Source organism: Staphylococcus sp. MB377, assembly GCF_001922505.1.
GTDB lineage: Bacteria > Bacillota > Bacilli > Staphylococcales > Staphylococcaceae > Staphylococcus > Staphylococcus haemolyticus.
Genome location: NZ_MAON01000001.1, coordinates 59906 through 70101, shown reverse-complemented (window position 1 = coordinate 70101; position 10196 = coordinate 59906). Strand labels below are relative to the sequence as shown.

Here is a 10196-nt window from a genome sequence, read left to right as displayed (position 1 = left end):
CACTTCATCTGAAAAATTTAGATTTTTATCTTTAATTTTTAATGTATTTAATATAGACTTACACATAGGCGCATTACCTTTCTTTTTTATTTTGTTTGGTAGCTAATAATTATAGAGGTAATTGCGCCATTTTTGTATTCAAACATAAAAATTGGACTGATGATTTTTAGTCATCAGTCCAATTTATTATAGAGCCTAAAAAGTCAACATATTTAGATAACCAGATATATTAATAATTTGGTTAATCAATATGTTGACTTCTTTTACGTTTCTATAATTTAATGATTGGATTAAACATCACTTGATTACGACCTTCATTCTTAGCAACGTGAACCATATCATCGGCATCTTTGAAGACTTTTCTTTGTGACTTATGGTCATCTTGCGATAGGTAACCTACACCAATAGAGACAGATAATTTTATGACTTCTTTATTTGGTAAGTGGAATGAAGACTTTTCAACACCTGTTCGAATATTTTCAGCTAATTTAACGCTTTGATCCAATGAGTAATTACGAATCACGACTGAAAATTCTTCGCCACCATTACGAAAAATTTGAAACTGCTTTGGTACATAATTCTTTAATAATTGTGACATTTGTTTGAGCACAGCATCTCCAGATTTATGTGAATACGTATCATTTACATCTTTAAAACCATCTATATCAATTAATAATAAGGCAAGACTTTCATTTTTATCCTCAGCAATCTGAGATACATGATTTAAATGTCTATCAAATTCTTTTACATTACCTAGTCCAGTAAGATAGTCAAACTTATCTTCATTCTCATAGCGTGTGACTAATGAAAAGAAGTGCCACATATCAACAAATGTAATTGCAGAAGCGATGGTTAAAACGAATGAAATTGGAACTAAAAATGCGATTTCAGTAAGATCATATAGCGGACTAAAGATAGATAAAATAAGTAAAATAATAACACTAATCAAATTTAAAACGACTAAAGCTACAATGTCATTTTGTTTTAAAAAAGGTCCAACCATACTTACAATGATACCTATTACTATAAGTACTACACCATAAAGAAGTGAGTTTCCGAATGCGAACACTTCTACTAAAGCAACGATAACTGCCGATACAAGTGTATAGCCCATATTAGTAAAGCGTCCTAAAAATAACAATGGGACAAATGTTAAATGAACTAAATACTCTTGATGGAATGGAATTGGATAAGCTGCAAGTAGCAATGCAACAATCGTCATTAATACAGTGACATAGCCTTTTGAAAAGACCATTATTTTATTTTCGGAATATTGTAATCGATGAAATAAATAAATGCCAGCTACCATAACTGCAACATTATAAATGATAGATTCAATCATATTGGAATCGACTCCTTTAATTTAACCATTAGTTATTGTAAGTGAAAACTTACCATTTGTCATTAAGTTGTATCAGATAACATAAATAAAATAGATAGAATATTTGAACTTTTATATTCAAATGAATACTGAAATGATATGATATAAATTGATTATCTTTACAAAAAATTTACAATTAATTAAAAATAAAGATTAATTTGAAGAAATAGGATAAAATAGTTGAAGTTTAATGAACTATTTAAAGAATAGTTAGTAAATTACAACTATAGTCCAATACAAAATTGATTTGAAAATTGTTTAAATAGAATGAATAGATAACTTGCAAATGTGTAAAATTAAAAGAGATTTATTGAAGGTGAACTGATGTATACTTTACTACTTATTGCTGTAACATTGGTAATCAGTTTAATATTAACACCTATGATTATAAAGGTCTCTATTAAATTTGATTTAGTAGATAGGCCAAATTTTAGAAAAGTACATACAAAACCAGTTTCAGTATTGGGTGGTACTGTTATATTACTTTCTTTCTTAATAGGAATCTGGCTTGGACATCCGATTGAAAGAGAAGTTAAGCCCTTAGTTATGGGGGCTATAGTTATGTATTTAGTAGGATTAATTGATGATATTTATGATTTAAAGCCTATTTTAAAGTTAATTGGTCAAATTGTCGCAGCTTCAATCGTAGCATTTTATGGAATTACAATAGATTTTATTTCGTTTCCTATGGGCCCGACAATTCATTTTGGAATATTAAGTATACCGATTACCATTATTTGGATTGTGGCGATAACTAATGCTATCAATTTAATTGATGGTTTAGACGGACTGGCCTCTGGAGTATCTGCAATTGGTCTTATTACAATTGCTTTTATTGCGATTTTACAGGCTAATGTATTTATTATCATGATTTGTAGTGTACTAATAGGATCATTATTAGGATTTCTATGTTTCAACTTTCACCCAGCTAAGATCTTTTTAGGGGATAGTGGTGCACTACTGATAGGATTTATCATTGGTTTTCTATCCTTACTTGGTTTTAAGAACATCACATTTATTTCATTGTTTTTCCCAATTGTGATTTTAGCTGTACCATTTATTGATACGTTATTTGCAATGATTCGAAGAATGCGAAATGGTCAGCATATTATGCAAGCAGATAAGTCGCATTTGCATCATAAACTTTTAGCTTTAGGATATAGCCATAGACAAACAGTATTATTAATTTATTCAATAGCGATTTTATTTAGTTTATCAAGTATCATTTTATACTTATCTCAACCTTTAGGTGTACTCCTAATGTTCATTTTAATTGTTATCACAATTGAATTGATTGTTGAATTTACAGGTTTGATTGATGATAGTTATCGTCCGATACTTAATTTAATAACAAAAAAGAATGAACAACATCACGGTGATAATGGTGTAGATCAACATGATAAAAAATAAAGCCTTGTTTGTAATAACTACTTAAATGATTAGGTAGTGTTATACAAACAAGGTTGTTTATTAATTAGTGGGTATATCAAATGGTAATTTCTTTACGTCTGCTTCATGCAATTCAAAATTACCAGCTGTGTTCTTATTTAAAAATGCAATAAAGTCATCATATTCAGTTTGTACGACATCAATTTGATAACTAACCTTATCGGTATAAGTGGTATCTCTTAGAAAGTACGTTGTAGAGGCCAATTCATATTCTAACTTTCCAGTTAAATCATAATTGATAGTCACGGTAGTAGGAATAGCATCACGTAGTTCTACACGTCCTACATCATAAATGATGTCTCTAACAGCACCACTATATGCCCGTATAAGTCCGCCACCACCAAGTTTAATACCCCCAAAGTATCGAGTAACAACGACACAAACATTATGTACATCTAATTTTTTTAATATATCAAGCATAGGGACACCCGCAGTGCCACTTGGTTCACCATCATCATTTGCTTTCTGAATATTCATTTGATCACCAACTGTATAAGCTGAACAGTTATGCGTAGCCTCTTTATGTTGTTGCTTAATTTCGTTTATGAATGCTTTAGCTTCATCCTCTGATGAAACAGGTTTGATGTGTGCGATGAATCTAGATTTATTAATGACATTTTCAATCGAATGTTCCTGTTTAATCGTAATAATATGATTGCTCAAAGATGTTCACCTCCAATAAATAAAAAGAATATTTGACCTTTATTATACACGCTTCATTTTAAATGAAGAAATATCTGATTATGAATTTCTTTTTCAATAAAAATAATTTATAATAGCTTTGAGTATAATTGAGGAGGACTACTATGAAAATCGCATTAATGGCAGATTCAACTGGGTATCTACCACAAGACTTTATGGACCAATATGAGATACCTATTGCACCATTAAGTGTTGCATTTGATGATGGAGAAACGTTTACTGAGAATGATAACGTACCAATTGAACGTTTTTATAATAAAATGGCCTCATCTAAAACATTCCCAACAACAAGTCAACCGGCTATTGGGGAATGGATTGAGAATTATGAGAAGTTAAGAGATAAAGGCTACACTGATATTATTGTGATTGCTTTATCAAGTGGTATAAGTGGCAGCTATCAATCAGCTACACAAGCTGGAGAAATGGTAGAAGGTGTCAATGTTCATACGTTTGATAGTAAATTGGCAGCGATGATTGAAGGAAGTTATACAATCTATGCTAAAGAACTCATTGACAAAGGATTTACACCAGAAGTAATTATTGAAGAATTACAAGAAATCCGAGAACAAGCTGGCGCTTACTTAATTGTTGATGATCTTAAGAATTTACAAAAAAGTGGACGTATAACTGGTGCTCAAGCATGGGTTGGAACATTATTAAAAATGAAACCTGTACTTCGTTTCGAAAAAGATGGCAAAATTCATCCTTTTGAAAAGGTACGTACTAAAAAACGTGCACTTAATACATTAGAAGAGAATATCTTTGAAATTATTAAAGATATTGATGAAGTTACCGTTTTTGTAATCAATGGTGATAAAATTGATGAAGGTAAAGACTTTTATAACCATTTAAAAGAGACATATCCAAACATCAATATCCAGTATTCAGAATTTGGACCAGTTATTGCATCTCATCTTGGTTCAGGCGGATTAGGTTTAGGATATTTCCCAAGAAAAATCGAAATTAATTAATTGTTTATAATTTAAGTCTAAAAGCGTTTAAGAAAGTATTGTTTAGCACATAGTGTTTCAATATTTTTTTAACATCTTTTAGGCTTTTTTATTTTATAAGGAGTGATTCGTAATAAAATTCTACGGAAAGTTAGTTAGTCCAGATGTGACGTTAAGTGATGAGACAGTTACTCAAGTTACACCTGGTATTATCGCTACAGATGATGGTTATCAATGTCTTCAATGTGGCAATATAGACAAACGTTATATGTATGAATATGAAACACCTATTTCAGAAGAACGTATTATTTATTGTAGGTATTGTATACAATTAGGGCGCATGGACAATATTACAGAATTTAGGATTACGCAAAGTGAGAATGCAATTTCTGATGGATATTACGACTTACCCTTTCAATTATCAGAACAACAACAATATGCTTCAGAGGCCATTGTACAAGCAATTAAAACGCTTCAACCATTATTATTATATGCGGTTACTGGTGCGGGTAAGACTGAAATGATGTATGAAGGTATACGGGTAGCACGCCAACTTGGGTTTAATGTAGCCATAGTATCCCCAAGAGTAGATGTTGTAGTAGAAATTAGTTTGCGCATTAAAGAAGCATTCAATTCAGAAGACATAGATGTATTACACCAAAGTAGCCAACAACAATATAATGGTCACTTCATTGTTGCAACCGTTCATCAATTGTTTAGATTTAAATCTCACTTTGATGTTATATTTATCGACGAAGTTGATGCCTTTCCTTTATCAATGGATCCTCGGCTTATGGAGGCAATTCGATTATCATCAAAACAAAAATATAGCCACATATTTATGACGGCAACACCTCCGAAAGAGCTGTTGAATCGTTTGTCTTCTGAGCAAATCATTACCTTACCTGCACGTTTCCATAAACATCCACTACCAGTCCCCAATTTCACATATTTCAAATTAAACGTTAAGCATATACAACTTAAATTGAAAAGAATTTTAATGAATCAAATTAACGAAAAACGATACACACTAGTATTCTTTAACAATATTGAATTGATGGTAGAGACGTACCAACACTATCGTTACCACTTTTCAGATTTAATCTATGTTTCAAGCAAAGATGCACTACGATTTAGCAAAGTTCAAGCACTACGAAACGGTGAACATGCTATCGTTTTTACGACAACAATTCTAGAAAGAGGTTTCACAATGGCACAATTAGATGTCATTGTCATCAACGCACATACTTTTGAAAAGGCTGCACTTATTCAAATTGCGGGTCGGGTTGGTCGTAAACAAGAAGCACCTACAGGAAAAGTGATATTTATGCATGAAGGTGTAAGTATAGCTATGATACAAGCTAAAAGAGAAATTAAAAAAATGAATCGATTAGGTATAGAACGTGGGTGGGTAATTGGTTAAATGTATACAATGCGGATTGCCAATATATGAATCGCTTAATGTTTTTAACTTTTATCGAGTACCTCAACGTATGTGTTCATCATGTTTAGAAATGTGGGATAGTGTGAAATTAATTAAGAATGACCAACGTTGTCCTAAGTGCTTAAATTATCGGGATAATAAAGAAAATGACTGCTTGGATTGTCAATTTTTAGCTAAAAATTTTAAACTAATGGAACAGCTTTATTGTGACTACCAATATTCCGGTATTATGAAAGAAATGATACAGCAATACAAACTAATGAAAGATTATTATTTAGCTGAGGTTATAGCCTCACAACTCAACTTACCAAAAACATCTTGTGATCTGATTGTACCTATTCCATCTCCAATTGAACGAGACATTCAAAGAACATTTAACCCAGTCGCAACAGTATTAGAAAAAATGGGGGTTCAATATTCGAACATATTGGCAACTGAATTGCGTCCCAAACAGTCAAAACTTGGGAAAGTAGAGAGAGCAAGAGCTATGAATCCTTTTTATATTAAAGAAGATGTGGATTTAACTGGTAAAGAAATATTACTCGTTGATGATATTTATACAACAGGATTAACAATTCATCATGCTGGGTGTAAATTATACGATAAAAATGTCAGAAAATTCAAAGTGTTTACGTTTTCAAGATAGGTTAAACGTGGTATTATAATAGTAAGAATTACCAACATAAGAGGTTAAAGGAGAGATAGCTATGATTAGATTTGAAATTCATGGAGATAACCTCACTATTACAGATGCCATCCGCAACTATATTGAGGACAAAATTGGTAAACTTGAACGTTATTTTAACGATGTGCCTAATGCAGTCGCACACGTAAAAGTAAAAACGTATCAAAATTCTACAACTAAAATCGAAGTAACAATTCCATTGAAGAATGTTACATTAAGAGCAGAAGAAAGACATGATGATTTATATGCAGGTATTGATTTAGTTACTAGCAAATTAGAACGTCAAGTACGTAAATATAAAACACGTGTTAATCGTAAGCATAAAACGCATGGAGAACCAGAAGCGTTTGTAGCTGAAGTACAAGAAGCACCGCCAGAAAATGTTGATGACGTTAATGATGAACCAACAAATGATAGTGAAATTGAGATTATCCGTTCTAAACAATTTAGCTTAAAACCAATGGATTCTGAAGAAGCAGTATTACAAATGGAATTATTAGGACATGATTTCTATATCTTCACTGATCGTGAAACAGATGGTACAAGTATTGTTTATAAACGTAAAGACGGTAAATATGGATTAATTGAAACGACTGAATAATTGATTAATAGTAAGTTATTAATTTAAATCAATTTTGAAATATATTTATGGTGTTAAGTTCACAATGACAATTTGCAGATATAACTAAGCTGAGAAGGTAATAATAATAAAATACACTCAGTTATAGTTATCCTTATAAGGGTGGGACGATGAATTCAAAATGAATTCTGTTCCACTCTTTTTTGTAACTAATATTATAGTAATTCGTGGACGCTAATATCATGCTGTGCTAATGTAATGAGGTAATTGGATATTTAAATAATAAATTAGGCTTAGCGATTCAAATTAGGGGAAAAGGAAGTAAGTTATTTAAGTTGCGCACAATTAAGCGTCGCACTTATATGAGTATTTAAGTATAAATTCTAAAGTATAAATGATATGATAAATTGTTGTAAGCCAAACAGTTTTTAAGCTAAAGGAGCGGACGTAATGGGATTTTTATCAAAAATTGTTGACGGCAATAAAAAAGAAACTAAACGTCTAAGTAAAATAGCCGATGAAGTACTTTCATTAGAGGAAGATATGGCTATCTTAACTGATGAAGAAATTAAAAATAAGACGAAGCAATTTCAACAAGAAGTACAAGAAATTGAAGATGTAAAAAAACAAAATGACTATCTAGATAAAATCTTACCTCAAGCATATGCTTTAGTAAGAGAAGGGGCAAAACGTGTCTTTAATATGACACCTTATAAAGTGCAAGTAATGGGTGGTATCGCCATTCATAAAGGTGATATCGCTGAAATGAGAACCGGTGAAGGTAAAACTTTAACAGCGACGATGCCTACGTATTTAAATGCGCTTGCAGGTCGTGGTGTGCACGTAATCACAGTTAACGAATACTTATCTAGTGTTCAAAGTGAAGAAATGGCAGAGTTATATGAATTCTTAGGACTAACTGTAGGATTAAATTTAAATAGTAAATCAACGAATGAAAAACGTGAAGCCTATGCTCAAGATATTACTTATAGTACGAATAATGAATTAGGATTTGATTATTTAAGAGATAATATGGTGAACTATGCCGAAGAGCGTGTAATGAGACCATTACATTTTGCAATCATCGATGAGGTAGACTCTATTTTAATTGATGAAGCTAGAACGCCTTTAATTATCTCTGGGGAAGCAGAAAAATCTACGTCATTATATACACAAGCGAATGTGTTCGCCAAAATGTTAAAAGCTGAAGATGATTATAAATATGATGAAAAGACAAAAGCAGTTCATTTAACTGAACAAGGTGCAGACAAAGCTGAACGTATGTTTAAAATTGAAAATTTATATGATGTACAGAATGTTGAAGTTATTAGTCACATTAATACAGCATTAAAAGCACACGTAACATTACAACGTGACGTGGACTACATGGTTGTTGATGGAGAAGTACTCATTGTTGACCAATTTACTGGACGTACAATGCCTGGTCGTCGATTCTCTGAAGGTCTTCACCAAGCGATAGAAGCTAAAGAGGGCGTTAAAATTCAAAATGAATCGAAAACAATGGCATCCATTACTTTCCAAAACTATTTCCGTATGTATAATAAATTAGCTGGTATGACTGGTACTGCAAAAACAGAGGAAGAAGAATTCCGTAATATTTATAATATGACGGTTACACAAATTCCTACGAATAAACCTGTTCAACGTGATGATAAATCTGATTTAATTTACATTAGTCAAAAAGGTAAATTTGATGCAGTCGTTGAAGACGTAGTCGAAAAACATAAACAAGGTCAACCCGTTCTTTTAGGTACTGTTGCAGTTGAAACAAGTGAATATATCTCTAATTTACTTAAAAAACGTGGTATTAGACACGATGTATTAAACGCTAAAAACCACGAACGTGAAGCGGAAATTGTTGCAAATGCAGGACAAAAAGGTGCTGTGACAATAGCGACAAACATGGCTGGTCGTGGTACTGATATTAAACTAGGTGAAGGTGTAGAAGAAATTGGCGGTTTAGCAGTTATTGGTACTGAACGACATGAATCTAGACGTATAGATGACCAATTACGTGGTCGTTCTGGTCGTCAAGGTGATAGAGGGGATAGTCGTTTCTATTTATCACTTCAAGATGAATTAATGGTTCGTTTCGGTTCTGAAAGACTTCAAAAAATGATGAACCGTTTAGGCATGGATGATTCGACTCCTATTGAATCAAAAATGGTATCCCGCGCTGTTGAATCTGCTCAAAAACGTGTTGAAGGTAACAACTTTGATGCACGTAAACGTATACTTGAATACGATGAAGTTTTACGTAAGCAACGTGAAATTATCTACAATGAAAGAAACAATATTATCGATTCAGAGGATAGTTCACAATTAGTTAATGCAATGTTACGTTCTACATTACAACGTGGTGTGACCTATCATATAAGTGAAGAAGATGACAATCCTGACTACGCTCCGTTTATTAATTACGTTAATGATGTCTTTTTACAAGAAGGCGATCTTAAAGAAGAAGAAATTAACGGTAAAGATTCTGAAGACATCTTCGAAGTAGTTTGGTCTAAAATTGAAAAAGTATATGAAAGCCAAAAAGCCAAAATTGGTGACCAAATGGTTGAATTTGAGCGTATGATATTACTACGCTCTATAGATACTCACTGGACAGATCATATTGATACTATGGATCAATTACGTCAAGGTATCCATTTACGTTCATATGCACAACAAAATCCACTTCGTGATTATCAAAATGAAGGTCATGAGTTATTTGATATGATGATGCAAAATATTGAGGAAGATACATCTAAATTCATCCTTAAATCTGTAATTCAAGTTGATGAAAATATAGAAAGAGAGAAAACAACTGACTTTGGAACAGCTCAACATGTCTCTGCTGAAGATGGCAAAGAGAAAGCTAAAAAGCAGCCTATTGTTAAAGGCGACAAAGTTGGTCGTAATGACCCATGTCCATGTGGTAGTGGCAAGAAATATAAAAATTGTCATGGAAAAGAAGAATAGGTTTTATGTTTAATAAT

At 32.2% G+C, this 10196-nt stretch carries 8 protein-coding genes; 6 read left to right on the top strand and 2 right to left on the bottom strand.

Features of this window, described 5'->3' with window-relative positions; genetic code table 11:
* Positions 1-271: 271 nt before the first annotated feature.
* Positions 272-1342 (bottom strand): GGDEF domain-containing protein GdpS, encoded by a 1071-nt coding sequence (gene gdpS / locus BB045_RS00375; protein ID WP_053024242.1) that lies wholly within the window; start codon positions 1340-1342, stop codon positions 272-274.
* Positions 1343-1705: 363 nt separating this feature from the next.
* On the opposite strand from gdpS, the gene BB045_RS00370 reads away from it, so the two are divergent.
* On the top strand, positions 1706-2791 hold the full coding sequence (locus BB045_RS00370; protein WP_011276406.1) for a glycosyltransferase family 4 protein: 1086 nt from the start codon (positions 1706-1708) through the stop codon (positions 2789-2791).
* Between the two features lie 60 nt (positions 2792-2851).
* On the opposite strand, the gene BB045_RS00365 is transcribed toward BB045_RS00370, so the two are convergent.
* Positions 2852-3493 carry a YigZ family protein gene (locus BB045_RS00365; protein ID WP_070441774.1) on the bottom strand — a complete coding sequence of 214 codons (642 nt, stop codon included), beginning with the start codon at positions 3491-3493 and terminating at the stop codon, positions 2852-2854.
* A 143-nt stretch (positions 3494-3636) separates the two neighbouring features.
* On the opposite strand from BB045_RS00365, the gene fakB1 reads away from it, so the two are divergent.
* The 5 genes from fakB1 to secA all read left to right on the top strand — a co-directional run bounded on the left by fakB1 (position 3637) and on the right by secA (position 10179).
* Positions 3637-4503: a fatty acid kinase binding subunit FakB1 gene (gene fakB1, locus BB045_RS00360; RefSeq protein ID WP_070441771.1), complete on the top strand. Its 867-nt coding sequence runs from the start codon at positions 3637-3639 to the stop codon at positions 4501-4503.
* Positions 4504-4648: 145 nt separating this feature from the next.
* A complete protein-coding gene (locus tag BB045_RS00355; protein ID WP_178377498.1) occupies positions 4649-5905 on the top strand; it encodes a DEAD/DEAH box helicase family protein in 1257 nt (418 codons plus the stop codon).
* Positions 5898-6572, top strand: a complete 675-nt coding sequence (locus BB045_RS00350) for a ComF family protein (RefSeq protein WP_070581549.1) — start codon at positions 5898-5900, stop codon at positions 6570-6572. The genes BB045_RS00355 and BB045_RS00350 overlap by 8 nt, the downstream gene beginning before the upstream one ends.
* A 61-nt stretch (positions 6573-6633) precedes the next feature.
* Positions 6634-7212 (top strand): ribosome hibernation-promoting factor, HPF/YfiA family, encoded by a 579-nt coding sequence (hpf, locus tag BB045_RS00345; RefSeq protein WP_070581548.1) that lies wholly within the window; start codon positions 6634-6636, stop codon positions 7210-7212.
* Positions 7213-7641: 429 nt separating this feature from the next.
* Entirely contained in the window at positions 7642-10179 is a 2538-nt protein-coding gene (gene secA, locus BB045_RS00340) for a preprotein translocase subunit SecA (protein ID WP_070581547.1), read from the top strand.
* Positions 10180-10196: the final 17 nt, after the last annotated feature.